This is a genomic window from Sphingomonas sorbitolis (assembly GCF_036663875.1).
Classification (GTDB): domain Bacteria; phylum Pseudomonadota; class Alphaproteobacteria; order Sphingomonadales; family Sphingomonadaceae; genus Sphingomonas.
In genome coordinates, this window is the sequence record NZ_JAXOJS010000002.1 from 392,083 (window position 1) to 409,270 (window position 17,188).

Consider the following 17,188-nt stretch of genomic DNA (forward strand, 5'->3'; position numbering starts at 1 on the left):
AAGGCGTATGAGGGCGGCGGGGATTTTGAGGAGCGTTGCGATGCGGATGCGGACCCTGCCACTGTTGATGCTGCCGGCTCTACTGCTTGGCGCGTGTACGCAGACCCAGGCGGATGTCGAGCGCGCGCAGGTGCGCGCGGCGGGTGTGCAGGAGAAGCTGGCGAAGGAACTCGCCGGGCTGGTGCCGGGCAAACCCGAGACGTGCATCAACCAGTTTCCGCAAAAGCAGAGTTCGGGCTACGGCGCGACGATCCTGTACCGGGTGAATAAAGGGCTGGTGTATCGCAGCGATACCGTCGGAGGGTGCGAGGGGATCGCGCGCGGCGATATCCTGGTGACGCGGACGCCGAGCGGGCAACTTTGCCGCGGCGATATCGCGCAGACGTTCGACCAGACATCGCGCTTTCCGACCGGGAGCTGCAGCTTCGGCGACTTCGTGCCGTATCGGAAGCCATGATGCGCGCGGTGCTCCTCGCGGCCTTGGCGCTGCCTTTTCTCGCCGGCCGATCGGACCCGCTAGCGGGGCGCACTGCGGGAGCGCCGGTGCGGTGCATCGATCTTCAACAGCTCAACGGGCCGGAGATCGTCGATTCGCAGACGATCCTGTACCGGCAATCTGGCAAGCGGGTCTGGAAGACCGGGCCGGTTGGGGAATGTCCCTCGCTGCGGCCGTTCGATACGCTGATCGTCGATGTTTATGGCGGGCAGTTGTGCCGGAACGACCGGTTCCGGACGGTGTCGGCGGGTATGTCGATCCCGTCGGGGTATTGCCGGTTTCGGGATTTCACGCCGTATGACAAGGTGAAGTAGGGGGCTCGTCCCACCTCAATGTGCCCCCCGTTTGGTGTACCACCCCGGCGGAGGCCGGGGCCCAACTGGGAGACGGTGCTGATGGAGGACGGAGATCCGTTACATTGGCCTTGCCTATTGGGCCCCGGCCTTCGCCGGGGTGGTTGGAAGTGGGGTGGCGTCTTGCGATAATCGCCCCCTGCCCGTCATCCTGACGAAAGTCAGGATCCAGGATTACTCAGGACGGTGCGTGGTACCCTGGATCCTGACTTTCGTCAGGATGACGGATACGGGTTACTCTCGTGCGGACGACGGAGGAACTCAGTCCTCGAAAACCGCGGCGCGCTTTTCCATGTTGGCGCGGACCTGTTCAATCTGGTTGGGCGTGCGGATGACCTTTAGCTGTTCTTCGGTTTCGGCGTGGAGGATCGCGGTCGCGTCGGCGTCGGCGGCGAGGTTGTAGAGGCGCTTCGAGCCCTGGATCGCGTGGGGGTTCCTCGCTGCAATCTCGCGGGCGAGCATCATCGCTTCGCCGAGCGGGTCTTCGGACAGGCGCGTGACGAAGCCATGCCGCAACGCTTCCGCACCGTCGAACTCGCGTGCGGTGTAGGTCAGTTCGCGCAGCACGTCGTCGCGGGCCAGCGTGCGCCAGAGGGCGATTCCGGCCATGTCCGGCACCAGACCCCAATAGGTCTCGCGGATTGCGAAGCGAGCGCCCGGATGCGCGATGCGGATGTCGGCGCCGGACATGATCTGGAACCCGCCGCCGAACGCGACGCCGTGGACTGCGGCGATCACCGGCATCGGCAAAGTCCGCCAGCCCCACGCGACCTGCTGGACGAGGTTGGCACCCTCGTCGGTCCGGTCGCCCAGTGCCAAGCCCGAGCCACCGTTCGCCATCGAGGCCATGTCGAGGCCGGCGCAGAACGCCTTGCCTTCGCCCGACAGGACGACGCAACGGACTTCGGTCATCCCCTTGAGCCGGTCGATCGCGGCGGCGATGCCTTCGAACATCGCGGGGTCGATCGCGTTCATCTTGTCGGCGCGGTTGAGGCGGACGTCGGCGATGCCGTCGGCGACGCTTATTGTGACCCGGTCGTTCATTCTGGCGATCCTCTCGATCTTTGCACGGACGCTAACCGCACCTGGACCCGCCCGCAACGTTGCGCGCGGCCACCCGGCGTGTAGAGGCGGGCAATGGCTGGTTTTGATCCACAATGGTTTGCGACGCGCGGGTTCGGCGGGCACGGCGCCGCGCTGGGGATGCGCTATCACGCGCATGGCGACGACTGGGCGGAGCTTGCGCTGCCCTATGACGAACGGCTGATCGGCGATCCGGCAAGCGGCGTGATCGCGTCGGGGCCGATCATCACGATGATGGACATGGCGACGAGCCTGGCGATCTGGATCAAGCGCAATGCGTTCGTGCCGCATGCGACGCTCGACCTGCGGGTGGATTATCTGCGGCCGGCGACACCGGGGAAGACGGTGATCGGGCGTGGCGAATGCTACCGGATCACGCGCTCGATCGCGTTCGTCCGCGGGCAGGCGCATGACGGCGACCCGAGCGATCCGCTCGCGCACGTCGCGGGGACGTTCATGGTAGTGGGCGATGTCGCCGGCATGGGTCTCAACAGAAGGATCGAGGCGTGACGATCGGCTTGCCTCCCTATGCGGAGATTCTCCGCGTGTCGGTCGAAGCCGTGGACGGCGCGCCGCCTGTGTTGCTGATGCCGTTTGCGGATGACGTGCTCGGGCGGCCGGGGTTCTTGCATGGGGGGGCGATCTCGGGGTTGCTGGAGATGGCGGCGATCGCGGCTTTGCAGCATGCGTTGGAGGCTGAAGGTCCCGATGGCTCCGACGCGCGGATCAAGCCGGTGAATGTCACGGTCGATTTTATGCGGGGTGGTCGGGACAAGCCTACGCGGGCGGCGGGCGCGGTGACTCGGTTGGGGACGCGGGTAGCCAATGTCGAGGCGACCGCTTGGCAGGACGAGCGGGAGAAGCCGATTGCGGCCGCGCGGATGAATTATTTGATCGTGCGCGACTGACTTCTGCTCCCCTTCCGCTTGCGGGAGGGGTCGGGGGAGGGGCGTGCCTCATTAACCGGACGCCAGTACGTATGTCGCGCCCTCCCCTGACCCCTCCCGCAAGCGGGAGGGGAATTAGGCCTACTTCGCGGTCAGTTTTAGCAGGCGGCCTTGCGAGTCGCCGCCGTCTTCCAGGAGCCAGATCGCGCCGTCGGGGCCTTGTTCTACTTCGCGGATTCTTGCCCCCATGTCCCATTGGTCGCCTTTTGCCGCGTTGGTGCCGTTCAGGTCGACGCGGACCAGCGACTTCGAGGACAGGCCGCCGATGAACGCGTCGCCCTTCCACTGCGGGAACATCGTGCCGAAATAGATCATCAGGCCGCCGGGGGATATCACCGGGTTCCAGAACACCTTGGGCGGCTCGTAGCCATCGCCGGGCTTGTGATCGGGGATGTCGGTACCGTCGTAGTTGCTGCCGTTCGAGGCGTTGGGCCAGCCATAGTTGAGGCCGGGCTTGATCAGATTGACCTCGTCGCCGCCTTTCGGCCCCATCTCCTGCTCCCAGAGATTACCCTGCGCGTCGAACGCGATGCCGAGCAGGTTGCGGTGGCCGTAGCTCCAGATTTCGGGGGCGAAGCCCTTTGCGACGAGCGGGTTGCCGGGGGCGGGCTTGCCGTCGAGCGTGAGACGCAGGACCTTGCCGAGCGTCATCTTCGGGTCCTGCGCGGGGGTGAATTTCTGGCGCTCGCCGTTGGTGAAGAACAGGTATTTGCCGTCGGGCGAGAAGGCGATACGGCCGGAGTAATGACCGTTGCCCTCGACGAACGGGCGGGCGCTGAAGATCACCTCGATCTCGCCGAGACGCTCGCCGCCACCGCCGTTCGGACGCAGGCGCCCGCGCGCGAGGACGACGCCCTTGCCGCCCTCGCCTGCGGTCGAATAGCTGAAATAGACGCGGTTGCTAGTCGCGAAATCGGGGGCGAGGACGACGTCCATCAGCCCGCCCTGCCCGGCCGAATCGACCGTGATGGTCGCGACCGTCTGGCGCGACTTGCCGTCGGCGGAGACGAGCAGCATCTGCCCCTTCTTCTCGGTCACCAGCATACGCTTGTCGGGCAGAAACGTCATCGCCCAGGGCGAATCGAAGTCGGCGACCACCGTCTCCTTGAACGGCTTGCCCGCCGCTGCCGGTTGCGCGGAACAGGCGGTCGAGGCGAGCAGCGTGGCGGACAGCAACCCAGCGGCGAACAGCGTTTTGCGAATCATGATCTTCTCCCGGAAATCCCTGCGCTAACGCAGCGTACTAAACGAAGGTTGCTCCCGCTTGCGGAGCAGCGCCACCCCGCGTATAGAGGCACCACTTCTCTACATCGCCAGATGAAGAGGCTGCGGGGCTTGCTCCGCGGCGGCAATCACCTGTGCTTTGGCCCTGTTTGGAATTTCGATGGCGAATATCGCCCTGCTGACCGACCTGATCGAACCCGAGGCGACCGCGCTCGGCCTCAGCCTCGTGCGTGTGCGCATGCAGGGCGGCAAGTCCGATCCGACGTTGCAGGTGATGGCCGAGCGCCCTGACACGCGCCAGCTGCTGATCGACGACTGTGCCGAGCTGTCGCGCCGGATCTCGGACAAGTTCGATGCGCTCGAAGCCGAGGGCAAGGATCCGGTCGGCGAGGACGCGTACCGTCTCGAAGTGTCGAGCCCGGGTATCGATCGCCCGCTGACTCGGCTCCAGGACTTTGCCGACTGGGAAGGCCAGGAGGCGCGTATCCGCCTCGTCGAGCCGTTCGAGGACCGGAAACAGATCTCGGGCAATCTGATGGGTGTCGAGGGGACGAAGATCACCGTCGACGTCAACAAGCACAAGCTCATGACGATCGACTTTTCGCAGGTCGCCGACGCCAAGCTCGTCATGACCGACCGTCTCATCGCCGCGACCGCGCCGCTTTCAACCGAAGGCGCGGACGAGGTTTTCTATCAAGATACGCCCACCGATGAGCCCGATGCTCACGAGGCCGACACCGAAGAAGGACAGCATTGATGGCCACGGCAGTCACCGCAAACCGCGCGGAACTGATCGCGATCGCGAATTCGGTCGCGTCGGAGAAGATGATCGACAAGGCGATCGTGATCGAGGCGATGGAGGACGCGATCCAGCGCGCCGCCCGCTCGCGCTACGGCGCCGAGAACGACATCCGCGCGAAGCTCGATCCGAACACCGGCGATCTGCGCTTGTGGCGCGTCGTCGAAGTGGTCGAGGCGGTCGACGATTATTTCAAGCAGGTCGACGTCAAGGGCGCGCAAAAGCTCCAGAAGGACGCGGCGCTCGGCGACTTCATCGTCGATCCGCTGCCCCCGATCGAGTTCGGCCGCATCGCCGCACAGGCCGCCAAGCAGGTCATCTTCCAGAAGGTCCGCGACGCCGAGCGCGAGCGCCAGTTCGAAGAGTATAAGGACCGCGCGGGCGAGATCATCACCGGCGTCGTCAAGCGCGTCGAGTTCGGCCATGTCGTCGTCGACCTGGGCCGCGCCGAGGGCGTGATCCGCCGCGACGCGCAGATTCCGCGCGAAGTGGTGCGTGTCAATGACCGTATCCGCTCGCTGATCCTGAACGTCCGCCGCGAGAACCGTGGGCCGCAGATCTTCCTGTCCCGCGCGCACCCAGACTTCATGAAGAAGCTGTTCGCGCAGGAAGTGCCCGAGATCTACGACGGCATCATCGAGATCAAGGCCGCAGCCCGCGATCCCGGTTCGCGCGCGAAGATCGGCGTCATCTCGCATGATTCGAGCATCGATCCGGTCGGCGCCTGCGTCGGCATGAAGGGCTCGCGCGTCCAGGCCGTCGTCCAGGAAATGCAGGGCGAGAAGATCGACATCATCCCCTGGTCGCCCGACATCGCGACCTTCGTCGTCAACGCATTGCAGCCGGCTTCGGTCAGCCGCGTCGTGATCGACGAGGAAGAAGAGCGCATCGAAGTGGTCGTTCCCGACGACCAGCTTTCGCTGGCGATCGGCCGTCGTGGCCAGAACGTGCGGCTTGCGTCGCAGCTGACCGGCAAGGCGATCGACATCCTCACCGAGGCTGACGCGTCGGAGAAGCGCCAGAAGGACTTCGTCGAGCGTTCGGCGATGTTCGAGAAGGAGCTCGACGTCGACGAGACGCTCGCGCAGCTGCTGGTCGCCGAAGGGTTCACGAACCTCGAAGAGGTCGCGTATGTCGAGGTCGAGGAGATCGCCGGCATCGAGGGCTTCGATGAGGATCTGGCGGGCGAATTGCAGAACCGTGCGACCGAGGCTTTGGAGCGTCGCGACGCGGCGAGCCGCGAAGAGCGTACCGCGCTCGGCGTCGAGGACGCGCTGGCGGGCATGCCGTATCTCAACGAGGCGATGCTGGTCACGCTCGGCAAGGCGGGCATCAAGACGCTCGACGACCTTGCCGATCTCGCGACCGACGAGCTGGTCGAGAAGAAGCGCGTCGAGCCGCGTCGTCGGAATGAGGACGCGCCGAAGCGTCCCGAGCCCAAGGGCGGGATTCTCGCGGAATATGGCCTGAGCGACGAACAGGGCAACGAGATCATCATGGCCGCTCGCGCGCATTGGTTCGAAGACGAGGCTCCCGAGGCTCCCGAGGCTTCGGCTGACGACGTCGAGGCGGACGAGACTCCGGTGGAAGAGGCTTCGGCTGATGACGCCGTGGTCGAGGACGCTGCGACTGAAGAGACGACGGCCGACGAAGCCGTGGCTAAGGACGCTGCGGCGGACGACGCCTCAGTCGAGGACGCGGCGGACAAGACCAACACGAAGAGCGAGGGCGACAAGGCCTGATGCCCTTCGTCAGCATCCGCATCTCGGGGTCCGCCACCAAGGACCAGAAGTCCGGCATCGTCGCCGACGTTACCCAGTCGCTCGTGCAGCGGCTGGGAAAGAACCCGGCTGCGGTGCAGATCGTGATCGAAGAGGTCTCGACCGAAAATTACGGCGCGGGCGGCCAGCTGCTGGTCGACCGCGACGCTCCGAAGACGACTCCAGCGCAGGAGGACGCACATGCGGAACCCTCCCGATGAGGCGCTAGAGCTTTCATCATTATATCCGTCACCCCGGACTCGTTCCGGGGTCCATCCGTCGGCACTCTCTACGGCCGGTTGGTTTGCGGAGCCATGGATGCCGGAACTAGCCCGGCAGGACGGGGGTGACTTAGGGCAGTGGGTCGAGGCCCAACGCTACGGCGAGGTCGTCCCAATGCGGGTTGTCGCGCTCGATCAGGTTCATTTTCCAGTCGCGGTGCCACTTCTTGATCCGCTTCTCGGATGCGATGGCAGCTTCCATCGTGTCGGCCATTTCGTACCAGACCAGACGGATGATGCCGTGGCGTTTGGTAAAGCCTTCGAAAGTGCCTTCTCTGTGTTGGAGGATGCGGCCGATCAGGTTGGACGTGACGCCGACGTACAGCGTGCCATTGTAGCCGTTGCAGAGGATGTAGACGCAGGGCTGTCTGTTCCTCATGGCTTGGAGAGTGCGGCACCGTGGACCCCGGAACAAGTCCGGGGTGACGAAGTATTGCGTCATGCCGGGCTTGTTCCGGCATCCACCCATCCGCGTACCGAAGGGATCGCCGCATGACCGACGAACCCATCCGCAAATGCATCCTTTCGGGTGAGCGCGACGTGCGGCCGCATCTGGTGCGACTCGCGTTGTCGCCCGATGGCCAGATCCTTCCCGACGTACGTGCCAAGGCTCCGGGCCGCGGCGCGTGGATCGGTGTCACGCGAGTCGAGCTCGAAGCCGCGATCAAGAAGGGTAAGCTCAAGGGTGCTCTTTCCCGCGCGTTCAAGACCGGCGAGTTCACCATCGATCCCGATCTTCCCGCCAAGATCGAATCCGCGCTGGAGCGTAACGCGCTCGACCGGCTCGGGCTCGAATCGCGTTCGGGGACGGTGCTGATCGGCTCCGACCGGATCGAGCAGAACGCACGCCAAGGCAAGCTGAAGGCGCTGTATCACGCGTCCGACGCTGCCGAGGATGGCAACCGCAAGCTTGATCAGGCGTGGCGCATCGGCAACGATGTCGAGGGCTCGGGTTTGCGGGGGTTGGCACTCCCTGTGTCACGCACCATATTGGCGTTGGCGCTGGGGCGGGAAAATGTGGTACACATTGGCCTGACCGACCGCGCTGCAGCAAAGCGGGTGAGCGAAGCGCTCGACCGTTGGCTGCATTTTATCGGCCCCGAACCTTCTTCCGTGTCTTGCGAAACGGCCTCGCAGGGCGCATCGGCGTCACCACAAAATGGGGCGCCACCGATACAACAGGCGTCCGGATCGACCGGAACACGCCCGGCCGTGGACATGACTGAGGAATTTGAGTGAGCGACACGGACAACGAGAAGCCGAAACTTGGCATGCGCGCACCTTTGGGTGTGAAGCGCACGGTCGAGACCGGCCAGGTGAAGCAGAGCTTCAGCCACGGCCGATCGAATACGGTGATCGTGGAAACCAAGCGCGCGCGCGTCCTGCGCCGTCCGGGCGAGCCCGACGTGCAGGTCGCGGATGCCGCACCGGTTGCCGCGCCCGCCCCGGAGGCTGCCCCCGCAGCCCCGGCACCGCAGGCGCGCGCACCGCAGCCTGCGCCCGCCCCCGTGCGTCAGCAGCAGAGCAATCTGTCGCCGCAGGAGCGCCAGGCCAAGCTGCTCCGCGAGGCCGAAGAGCAGCGCATGAACACGCTGGAAGAAGGGCGTCGTCGCCAGGAAGCCGAGCGGGCCAAGGCGATCGAAGACGAGCGTAATCGCGTCGCCGATCGTGCGCGTGCCGAGGCTGAGGCCAAGGCGCCGAAGCCGGTCGAGGCCCCTGCGCCTGCGCCCGCACCAGCCCCTGTGGTCGAAGCGGCTCCCGCTCCGGTCGCGGCTCCGACGCCAGCGCCTGCGCCGGCTCCGGTCGAAGCTCCCGTTGTTGCGGCGCCTGCCCCGGCGCCGGTTGCCGCGGCGACTGCGCCCGCACCAAAGCCCGCTCCGGCTCCGGTAGTGGCTGCTCCTGCGCCGGCTCCCAAGCCTGCGCCGGCTCCTGTTGCACCGCCGGCACCGCCGCCCGTCATTGAACTGACCCGCGATCCGGCGTTCCCGGCACCGCGCCGGTTCTCGCCGGTGGCGCGTCCAGAGCGTCCTCCGCCGCCGCCAAAGCCTGTCGCAGCACCCGCTGCCGCAGCGCCGACCACGGCCGCGAATGCCGGCACGACCGCGGCGCGCCCCGGTGCGACCGGCGTCAATGCTCCGGCTGGTGGCGTTCGTCGCGACGCCGTGCCAGCGCGTCCGCAGCAGCGTGACCGCAAGGGCGACGATCGTCGCACTTCGGGCAAGCTCACCGTCAACCGCGCGCTCGGCGATGGTGATGGTGCACGTGCTCGCTCGCTCGCCGCGCTGAAGCGTGCGCGCGAGAAGGAGCGTCGTGGCACCGGTGGTCCGCGCGAGGCGCAGGCCAAGCAGATCCGCGACGTCGTGGTCCCCGAGGCGATCACGGTGCAGGAACTCGCCAACCGCATGGCCGAGAAGGGTGCCGACCTCGTCAAGGCGCTGTTCAAGATGGGCATGCCCGTCACGATGACGCAGACGATCGATCAGGATACCGCCGAGCTGCTCGTCACCGAGTTCGGCCACAACCTGACGCGCGTCAGCGATGTCGACCAGGATCTGGCCAACGACACGATCGACGATGCCGAGGAGACGCTCAAGCCACGTGCGCCGGTCGTCACGATCATGGGTCACGTCGATCACGGCAAGACGTCGCTGCTCGATGCCCTGCGCGGCACCGACGTGGTGCGCGGCGAAGCGGGTGGGATCACCCAGCATATCGGCGCCTACCAGGTCACGCTGAAGGACAAGTCGAAGATCACCTTCCTCGACACCCCGGGCCATGAAGCGTTCACGCAGATGCGTGCGCGTGGCGCGGACGTAACCGACATCGTCATCCTGGTGGTGGCGGCGGACGACGGCCTGATGCCGCAGACGGTGGAAGCGATCGCCCACACCAAGGCGGCGGGCGTGCCGATGATCGTCGCGATCAACAAGATCGACAAGGAAGGCGCCAATGCCCAGAAGGTGCGCGAGCGCCTGCTGAGCGAGGAGATCGTGGTCGAGGACATGGGCGGCGACGTCCAGGACGTCGAAGTCTCCGCGACCAAGAAGATCGGTCTCGACGCGTTGATCGAGAAGATCCAGCTCCAGGCCGAACTTCTCGAACTGCGCGCCAATCCGGATCGCGCTGCCGAGGGTACGGTGATCGAGGCCAAGCTCGACAAGGGTCGTGGCCCGGTCGCGACGATCCTCGTCAACCGCGGTACGCTGCGGGTCGGCGACATCTTCGTGGTCGGTGGCGAGAGCGGCAAGGTCCGCGCGCTGGTCGACGACAAGGGCAAGCAGATCAAGGAAGCGGGTCCGGCGATGCCGGTCGAGGTCCTCGGTCTGTCGGGTGTCCCGCAGGCGGGCGATCCGTTCCAGGTGGTCGAGAACGAGGCACGCGCCCGCGAAGTCGCGGAATATCGTCGCAGCGTGAAGACCGACAAGCGGACCGCATCGGTTCCTGCCAGCCTCGAGAGCATGTTCTCGGCGCTGAAGGAAAAGCAGGCGATCGAATATCCGCTGGTCGTGAAGGCGGATACGCAGGGCACGGTCGAGGCGATCGTCGGGGCGATCAACAAGATCTCCACCGACCTGATCAAGGCGCGCGTGCTGAGCTCGGGCGTCGGCGGCATCACCGAGTCGGACGTCACGTTGGCGGCGGCATCGGGTGCACCGATCATCGGCTTCAACGTTCGCCCGAACGCCAAGGCCCGCGAGATCGCCGAACGCCAGAAGGTCGCGTTCAAGTATTACGACGTGATCTACGACCTGATCGACGAGATCCGGGCGGGGATGGCAGGCGAGCTTGGGCCGGAAGCGTTCGAGACGGTCGTCGGTCGTGCCGATATCCGCGAGGTCTTCTCGGCGGGCAAGCACGGCAAGGCGGCAGGTCTGCTCGTCACCGAGGGCAACATCCGCAAGGCGCTCAAGGCGCGTATCACGCGCAACGACGTCATCATCTACCAGGGCGAAATCGCATCGCTGCGTCGCTTCAAGGATGATGTCGCCGAGGTCCGTGCGGGGCTCGAGTGCGGCGTGACGTTCACGTCGAACTTCGTCGACATCAAGGCCGGCGACGTCCTCGAGACGTTCGAAGTCGAGATGCGCGAACGTACTTTGTAACTACTAAAGCCCTCTCCCCTGCGGGGAGAGGGTTGGGTGAGGGGCTGTCCCAGGCGCTGGCGTATGAGGCGCCCCTCACCCCCGCCCTCTCCCCGAGGGGGAGAGGGAGCTTAAGATGAAGACCGATACCCCAGAAGCAAAGGCCGTCCGCTCGTTACGAGTCGGCGAGCAAGCGCGTCACGCGCTGTCCGACATCCTCGCGCGTGGCGACGTCCACGATCCGGTGCTCGAAAAGCACCTCGTGACGATCACCGAAGTCCGCATGTCCCCTGATCTCCGCCACGCCACCGTCTTCGTGAAGCCGTTGCTCGGCAAAGACGAGGAGAAGGTGCTTAAGGCGCTGCGAACCAACACCGCCTACCTCCAGCGCGAAGTCGCGAACCGGGTGCAGATGCGGTATGCGGCGAAGCTGAAGTTCCTGGCGGACGAGAGCTTCGACGAGGGGACGCATATCGACCAGTTGTTGCGCGATCCGCATGTTGCGCGGGATCTGGCTGAAGATTGACTTGCAGGGCTGCGAGCACCTCGCTCGCAGTCGGTAAGGGCTTTACGGCGATTGGAATGAAACGCCTCCTACGTCCTGTCCCGTTCCGAACCTTCTGCGCTCCTCGTGCCCTTCCCCCTCCCCGTTCGTGCTGAGTAGAGACCGAGTAGGCTCGAAGAGCCGTATCGAGGGCTCGTATCGAAGCACAGGTTCCGCCCACCAACCTGTCCTTCGATACGCCGCTTCGACAAGCTCAGCAGCTACTCGGGACGAACGGATATGGGGTAGAGCGTAACGCCTCTGGACATCCCCCCGCGTTCCCGCTCTTTGCCCCCATGGCCAAGCTGTATTTCTACTACGCGTCGATGAACGCGGGGAAGTCGACGAACCTTTTGCAGGCGGACTTCAATTACCGTGAGCGGGGGATGCGGACGATGTTGTTCACGGCGGCGATCGACGACCGGTTCGCGGCGGGGACGATCACGTCGCGGATCGGGCTGGAGGCGCCGGCGATCGCGTTCGATGCGGGGACGGATATCGGGGCTTGCGTGGCGAGGCAGCACGGCGAGGACGCGATTTCTTGCGTGCTGGTGGATGAGGCACAGTTTCTGACGTCTGCACAGGTGGATCAGCTTGCGCATATCTGCGACGTGGTTGGCATTCCGGTGCTGGCCTATGGATTGCGGACCGATTTCCAGGGGGCGCTGTTTCCGGGGTCGGCGCGGTTGCTGGCGCTCGCGGACTCGCTGGTGGAGATCAAGTCGGTTTGCGGGTGTGGGCGGAAAGCTACGATGAACCTGCGGGTCGATGGGAACGGGCGGGCGATTGCCGAGGGGCAGCAGACCGAGATCGGCGGGAACGACCGGTATGTCGCGCTGTGTCGGCGGCATTTTTGCGAGGCCTTGGGTTAGGTCTCACGGTCGGAGTGCCGCCGCTCCACCCCTCCTCTCCCGTCATCCTAGCGAAAGCTGGGATCTCAATATTTGGCGGGCGTCATCTGACCCGTGGGATACCCCAGCTTTCGCTGGGGTGACGAGTTTGGGTCGGTCGGTGACAAGGTCGGTCGGTGACGGGGTCGGTCGGTAACGGGCTCGTTCGGCGACGGGATTGGTTGGCGACGGACTTGGTTGAGATGATCCCCGGCACATACGTTCGATATTCTAGGATTTAAGACATGCATGGCTGGATCATTCTCGACAAGCCGCTGGGGCTTGGCTCGACGCAGGGCGTTTCGGCGGTGAAGCGTGCCTTGCGGAGCGGCGGGTATGGGAAGTTCAAGGTGGGGCATGGGGGGACGCTTGATCCGCTGGCCACGGGCGTGCTGCCGATTGCCGTCGGGGAGGCAACCAAGCTGGCTGGGCGGATGCTCGATAGCGACAAGATCTATGATTTTACGGTGATGTTCGGGGTTCAGACGGATACGCTCGATGCTGAAGGCGTAAGTATCGCGACGTCCGATGTGCGGCCGACTTTGGCGGCGGTCGAGGCGGTTCTCGCGCAGTTCACCGGGGCGATTTCTCAGGTGCCGCCTGCCTATTCGGCACTGAAGGTGGATGGGGAGCGGGCTTATGATCTGGCGCGGGCCGGGCATGAAGTGGTGCTCGCGAGCCGGGATGTAACGATTCACTCGCTATCCTCCCCGGTACGGAGAGGGGGACCAGCGCAGCTGGTGGAGGGGGGCTTCCACGAGCGTTCCGCTGGTGGCGAGCCCCCCTCCCCCCCCGTCCAAGCGGACGGCGGTCCCCCTCCCCGTGCCGGGGAGGAATTGCAGGATGCGCCCCTCCCCCACTCCCCACTCGAGGAGGTCACCCTCACCGCGCATGTGTCGAAGGGCACCTATATACGCTCCCTCGCGCGCGACATCGCGCTCGCGCTCGGCACCGTCGGCCACGTCACCATGCTCCGCCGCACCAAGGCCGGTCCGTTCGACCTCAGCGCCGCGATATCGCTGGACAAACTGGACGAACTCGCTAAGGCCTCCGCGCTTGAAGATGTACTTCTGCCCTTGAGGGTGGCGCTGGACGACATCCCGGCTCTCTCCCTCACCCCCGACCAGGCAGGGGCGCTCCGACAGGGGCGTATCTTGGCCGGGATCGCCGCAGACGATGGCCAATACTTCGCCGAACTGGACGCTGTCCCGGTCGCGCTGGTCGAGGTCGAGGACGGAGACGTCCGGGTCGTTCGCGGTTTCAATCTGTGATGTCGAGGACATGAATTCATGACGATTACCGCTGAACGCAAGACCGAGCTCGTCAAGGAGCATTCGCGCGCGGAGGGTGACACCGGTTCGCCGGAAGTCCAGGTCGCGATCCTGACCGAGCGCATCAAGAACCTTACCGAGCATTTCAAGGGCCACAAGAAGGACAACCACTCGCGTCGTGGTCTTCTCATGATGGTCAACAAGCGCCGGACGCTGCTGGATTATCTCCGTCATAAGGACGGCCAGCGCTATCTGGATCTGATCGCGAAGCTCGGTCTCCGCAAGTAACTTAGACGGCTCCCCTCGGGGGGCCGTTTTCGTATATAGGGTTGTTCTCCCGCGAAGGCGGGAGTCCAGACTGGGCCCCCGCCTTCGCGGGGGAACAAGGAACTGGAGCGGCGGCAATTCGGCCACCCCTCCTGGGATGACAATTCATCCCACACCGCCGCGGGCCGGCTAAGCCCGCACATAGGCCCCGTTCGCATCTGGCGACCGGAGTGAAGGAAAAAGAATGTTCGATACCAAGACCGTAAGCGCCCAGTGGGGCGGCAAGACGCTGACGCTCGAGACCGGCCGCGTTGCGCGCCAGGCCAACGGCGCAGTCCTCGCCACCCTCGGCGAGACCGTCGTTCTGTGCGCCGTGACGGCTGCACGGACCGTCAAGGAAGGGCAGGATTTTTTCCCGCTCACCGTCCATTACCAGGAGAAGTTCTCCGCGAGCGGCCGCATCCCCGGCGGCTTCTTCAAGCGTGAGCGTGGCGCGACCGAAAAGGAGACGCTGACCAGCCGTCTCATCGATCGCCCGATCCGTCCCCTTTTCCCAGAGGGTTTCTACAACGAGATCAACGTGATTTGCCAGGTTCTGTCGTATGACGGCGAGAACGAGCCGGACGTCCTCGCGATGGTCGCGGCCTCGGCAGCGCTGACGATCTCGGGCGTGCCGTTCATGGGCCCGATCGGCGCAGCACGCGTCGGTTACGTCGATGGCGCGTACATCCTCAACCCGACGCTCGAGGAAGCCAAGGCTGGCGATCTCGACCTCGTCGTCGCCGCCACCGGCCAGGCCGTGATGATGGTCGAATCGGAAGCCAAGGAGCTTTCGGAAGAGATCATGCTCGGCGCCGTGCAGTTCGCCCACAAGGCCTGCCGCGAGGCCGCGAACCTGATCATCGATCTGGCCGAGATGGCCGCGAAGGATCCTTGGGAAATGGCCGAGCAGGCTGACCTGTCGACCGCCAAGGACAAGCTGAAGAAGCTGATCGGCAAGGACATCGCGGCCGCCTACAAGGTGACCGACAAGTCCAAGCGGTCGGACCTGCTGAATGCCGCTCGTGCGAAGGGCAAGACCGCATTTGCGGACGCGTCGCCGCAGGACCAGATGGCAGCCGGCAAGCTGATGAAGAAGCTGGAGGCGGAGATCGTCCGCGGCGCCATCCTCAAGGACGGCACCCGCATCGACGGCCGCACCACCACGCAGATCCGTCCGATCGAGGCGATGGTCCACTTCCTCCCGCGTACGCACGGCTCGGCGCTGTTCACGCGCGGCGAGACGCAGTCGATCTGCACCACCACGCTCGGTACGCGCGATGCGGAGCAGATGATCGATGGTCTCAATGGCCTGTCGTACGAAAACTTCATGCTGCACTACAACTTCCCGCCATACTCGGTCGGTGAAGTCGGTCGCTTCGGTGCGCCGGGTCGTCGCGAAGTCGGTCACGGCAAGCTCGCATGGCGCGCGCTGCACCCGGTGCTGCCGACCAAGGAAGAGTTCCCGTACACGATCCGCGTCCTGTCGGACATCACCGAGAGCAACGGCTCGTCGTCGATGGCAACGGTCTGCGGCGGTTCGCTGTCGATGATGGATGCCGGCGTTCCGCTGAAGCGTCCGGTGTCGGGCATCGCGATGGGTCTGATCCTCGAGGGCAAGAACTTTGCGGTTCTCAGCGACATCCTCGGCGACGAGGATCACCTCGGCGACATGGACTTCAAGGTTGCGGGCACGTCCGAGGGCATCACCACGATGCAGATGGACATCAAGATCGCCGGCATCACCGAAGAGATCATGGGCAAGGCGCTGGCGCAGGCCAAGGAAGGCCGCGCGCACATCCTCGGCGAGATGGCCAAGGCACTCGACCACACGCGTGAGGAACTGTCGGCGCACGCACCGCGCATCGAGAGCTTCCAGATCGACAAGTCGAAGATCCGTGAAGTCATCGGCACCGGCGGCAAGGTGATCCGCGAGATCGTCGCGCAGACCGGCGCCAAGGTCGACATCGACGACGAAGGCGTGATCAAGGTGTCGTCGTCCGACCCCGCGCAGATCGAAGCCGCGATCAAGTGGATCAAGGGCCTCGTCGAGGAAGCCGAAGTCGGCAAGGTTTATGACGGCAAGGTCGTCAACCTGGTCGATTTCGGGGCGTTCGTGAACTTCATGGGTGGCAAGGACGGTCTCGTCCATGTGTCCGAAATCAAGAACGAGCGCGTCGAGAAGGTCTCGGACGCCCTGACCGAAGGCCAGGAGGTCAAGGTCAAGGTTCTCGAGATCGATCCGCGCGGCAAGGTTCGCCTGTCGATGCGCGTCGTCGACCAGACGACCGGCGAAGAGCTGGAGGACACGCGTCCTGCACGTGAGCCCCGTGAGGGTGGCGATCGTGGTCCGCGCGGTCCACGTCGCGATGGCGATGGCGGTCGTGATGCCGGCAACGGCGGCGGCGGTCGTGGTCCGCGCGGCGAAGGCGGCGGCGGTGACCGTGGCTCGCGTGGCCCACGTCGCGACGGCGATGGCGGCCGCGACGCAGGCGGCAACGGCGGTGGCCGTGGCCCGCGTCGCGATGGCGGCGGTGGCGGTGCCCAGACTGAAGGCCGCGCTCCCCGCGCCGAGCGTTCCGAGGGCGACAAGGCCCCCGAGTTCGCCCCGGCGTTCCTGACGGGCGATCGCGACTAAAGCATTGCCGCACTGTGGTAATGTGGAAGGGGCTCGGGAAACCGGGCCCCTTTTTCTATGCGACGAGCGGTCCGTCGCATTGTTTCACAAAGAAGTCGGCCAAGCTCGGAACGGAGCGATCGGCCAGCGGTTCGAACCGATATGAAGAGTATGTCGAAGTCCGTGGTCCTCGTTGTCGATGATGATCCGCTTGTACGCGTTCACTCCAACCTTGCGCTGGAGGATGCCGGGTTCGAGGTGGTCGAGGCCTGCAACGCCAGCGACGCCTTGGCGCGGCTGGAGGAACGGCCCGACATCGGCGCCTTGTTCACCGATATAAAGATGCCGGGCCAGCTCGATGGTGTCGGCTTGGCCAATGCCGTCTATGATCGGCGTCCGGACATCGCCATCCTCGTCACGTCGGGCGCCGGCGAGATCTGCGAGACCATGTTGCCGGGCGATGCTCGTTTCATTCCCAAACCTTATACCGGCGCACAGTTGAGCCGACTGTTGCACCAGCAACTCGATTGACCAT

General features: G+C 65.0%; 18 protein-coding genes. 15 read left to right on the forward strand and 3 right to left on the reverse strand.

From position 1 onward, the window contains the following. Positions 1-40 precede the first annotated feature (40 nt). Positions 41-457 carry a hypothetical protein gene (locus U1763_RS07150; RefSeq protein ID WP_332754672.1) on the forward strand — a complete coding sequence of 139 codons (417 nt, stop codon included), beginning with the start codon at positions 41-43 and terminating at the stop codon, positions 455-457. Beyond that, positions 457-810 (forward strand): hypothetical protein, encoded by a 354-nt coding sequence (locus U1763_RS07155; RefSeq protein ID WP_332754673.1) that lies wholly within the window; start codon positions 457-459, stop codon positions 808-810. The genes U1763_RS07150 and U1763_RS07155 overlap by 1 nt, the downstream gene beginning before the upstream one ends. A gap of 300 nt (positions 811-1,110) precedes the next feature. Here U1763_RS07155 and U1763_RS07160 read toward each other — a convergent pair whose 3' ends face one another. Then, positions 1,111-1,893, reverse strand: a complete 783-nt coding sequence (locus tag U1763_RS07160; RefSeq protein WP_332754674.1) for a crotonase/enoyl-CoA hydratase family protein — start codon at positions 1,891-1,893, stop codon at positions 1,111-1,113. Between the two features lie 93 nt (positions 1,894-1,986). Here U1763_RS07160 and U1763_RS07165 point away from each other — a divergent pair, with 93 nt between their 5' ends. Together U1763_RS07165 and U1763_RS07170 are read left to right on the forward strand one after the other, a co-directional pair. Continuing rightward, complete coding sequence (locus tag U1763_RS07165; protein ID WP_132735829.1) at positions 1,987-2,442, forward strand: PaaI family thioesterase; 456 nt, start codon at positions 1,987-1,989, stop codon at positions 2,440-2,442. A 2-nt stretch (positions 2,443-2,444) separates the two neighbouring features. Next, positions 2,445-2,840, forward strand: coding sequence for a PaaI family thioesterase (locus tag U1763_RS07170; RefSeq protein WP_332754967.1), 396 nt, complete (start codon positions 2,445-2,447; stop codon positions 2,838-2,840). A gap of 120 nt (positions 2,841-2,960) precedes the next feature. On the opposite strand, the gene U1763_RS07175 is transcribed toward U1763_RS07170, so the two are convergent. Further along, positions 2,961-4,085 (reverse strand): PQQ-dependent sugar dehydrogenase, encoded by a 1,125-nt coding sequence (locus U1763_RS07175; RefSeq protein ID WP_332754675.1) that lies wholly within the window; start codon positions 4,083-4,085, stop codon positions 2,961-2,963. Positions 4,086-4,263: 178 nt separating this feature from the next. Here U1763_RS07175 and rimP point away from each other — a divergent pair, with 178 nt between their 5' ends. Genes rimP through U1763_RS07190 form a run of 3 tightly spaced genes read left to right on the forward strand, consistent with a single transcriptional unit; the run spans position 4,264 to position 6,883 of the window. Continuing rightward, positions 4,264-4,860, forward strand: a complete 597-nt coding sequence (gene rimP / locus U1763_RS07180) for a ribosome maturation protein RimP (protein ID WP_120301366.1) — start codon at positions 4,264-4,266, stop codon at positions 4,858-4,860. Further along, positions 4,860-6,644, forward strand: coding sequence for a transcription termination factor NusA (nusA, locus tag U1763_RS07185; RefSeq protein ID WP_332754676.1), 1,785 nt, complete (start codon positions 4,860-4,862; stop codon positions 6,642-6,644). The genes rimP and nusA overlap by 1 nt, the downstream gene beginning before the upstream one ends. After that, the gene (locus U1763_RS07190) at positions 6,644-6,883 is read left to right on the forward strand and encodes a tautomerase family protein (RefSeq protein WP_055881134.1); all 240 of its coding nucleotides are present in this window, start codon (positions 6,644-6,646) and stop codon (positions 6,881-6,883) included. The genes nusA and U1763_RS07190 overlap by 1 nt, the downstream gene beginning before the upstream one ends. A 130-nt stretch (positions 6,884-7,013) precedes the next feature. On the opposite strand, the gene U1763_RS07195 is transcribed toward U1763_RS07190, so the two are convergent. Then, positions 7,014-7,322, reverse strand: a complete 309-nt coding sequence (locus U1763_RS07195; protein ID WP_332754677.1) for a GIY-YIG nuclease family protein — start codon at positions 7,320-7,322, stop codon at positions 7,014-7,016. A 113-nt stretch (positions 7,323-7,435) separates the two neighbouring features. Here U1763_RS07195 and U1763_RS07200 point away from each other — a divergent pair, with 113 nt between their 5' ends. From U1763_RS07200 to U1763_RS07235, 8 genes are all read left to right on the forward strand, one after another. After that, entirely contained in the window at positions 7,436-8,182 is a 747-nt protein-coding gene (locus tag U1763_RS07200; RefSeq protein ID WP_332754678.1) for a DUF448 domain-containing protein, read from the forward strand. Further along, positions 8,179-11,046, forward strand: a complete 2,868-nt coding sequence (gene infB / locus U1763_RS07205) for a translation initiation factor IF-2 (RefSeq protein WP_332754679.1) — start codon at positions 8,179-8,181, stop codon at positions 11,044-11,046. The genes U1763_RS07200 and infB overlap by 4 nt, the downstream gene beginning before the upstream one ends. A gap of 115 nt (positions 11,047-11,161) precedes the next feature. After that, a complete protein-coding gene (rbfA, locus tag U1763_RS07210) occupies positions 11,162-11,551 on the forward strand; it encodes a 30S ribosome-binding factor RbfA (RefSeq protein WP_107954753.1) in 390 nt (129 codons plus the stop codon). A gap of 314 nt (positions 11,552-11,865) precedes the next feature. Then, a complete protein-coding gene (locus U1763_RS07215; protein ID WP_332754680.1) occupies positions 11,866-12,441 on the forward strand; it encodes a thymidine kinase in 576 nt (191 codons plus the stop codon). 263 nt (positions 12,442-12,704) lie between these two features. Further along, positions 12,705-13,730, forward strand: a complete 1,026-nt coding sequence (truB, locus tag U1763_RS07220) for a tRNA pseudouridine(55) synthase TruB (RefSeq protein WP_332754681.1) — start codon at positions 12,705-12,707, stop codon at positions 13,728-13,730. Positions 13,731-13,748: 18 nt separating this feature from the next. Then, positions 13,749-14,018 (forward strand): 30S ribosomal protein S15, encoded by a 270-nt coding sequence (gene rpsO, locus U1763_RS07225; RefSeq protein ID WP_055881152.1) that lies wholly within the window; start codon positions 13,749-13,751, stop codon positions 14,016-14,018. Between the two features lie 223 nt (positions 14,019-14,241). Then, on the forward strand, positions 14,242-16,674 hold the full coding sequence (gene pnp, locus U1763_RS07230) for a polyribonucleotide nucleotidyltransferase (RefSeq protein ID WP_132895398.1): 2,433 nt from the start codon (positions 14,242-14,244) through the stop codon (positions 16,672-16,674). Positions 16,675-16,824: 150 nt separating this feature from the next. Continuing rightward, entirely contained in the window at positions 16,825-17,184 is a 360-nt protein-coding gene (locus tag U1763_RS07235) for a response regulator (RefSeq protein WP_132735862.1), read from the forward strand. Positions 17,185-17,188: the final 4 nt, after the last annotated feature.